Origin of the sequence: Chryseobacterium sp. SIMBA_029, from assembly GCF_046535275.1 — a bacterium.
Classification (GTDB): Bacteria; Bacteroidota; Bacteroidia; order Flavobacteriales; family Weeksellaceae; genus Chryseobacterium.
This window is the reverse complement of sequence record NZ_JAWRXA010000206.1, coordinates 1-280: the sequence shown is the minus strand read 5'-3', so window position 1 is coordinate 280 and position 280 is coordinate 1. Positions and strand designations below refer to the sequence as shown.

The window sequence follows — 280 nt, the reverse complement described above, 5'->3', positions numbered from 1 at the left end:
GTCTTTATCAGTAAACTTATCCTCGTATTCCTCTTCTTTTCTTTTAAAGACACTTGGGTCCAGAGGTTTGTTGAATTCATAATTAGAATAATCAACAGATCTCTTGGCTATAATGCTTTTAGATCCTTTCTTTTTCGAAAAAGGACTTATTTCAAACTCGGTAACGAGTTTTTTAGGCAAGAATGTTGTCTCATCAGGGTTATCATATTCCAATTGAGTATAAACACTATTAATAAAGTTAACATTGATTTTTTGTGTTGACTTTAAGGTGGCCCCTATA

Annotated in this window: 1 pseudogene; it reads right to left on the bottom strand. The window is 32.1% G+C overall.

From position 1 onward, the window contains the following. Nucleotides 1-280, bottom strand: a pseudogene (locus SB679_RS23840) (carboxypeptidase-like regulatory domain-containing protein); the annotation flags it as partial.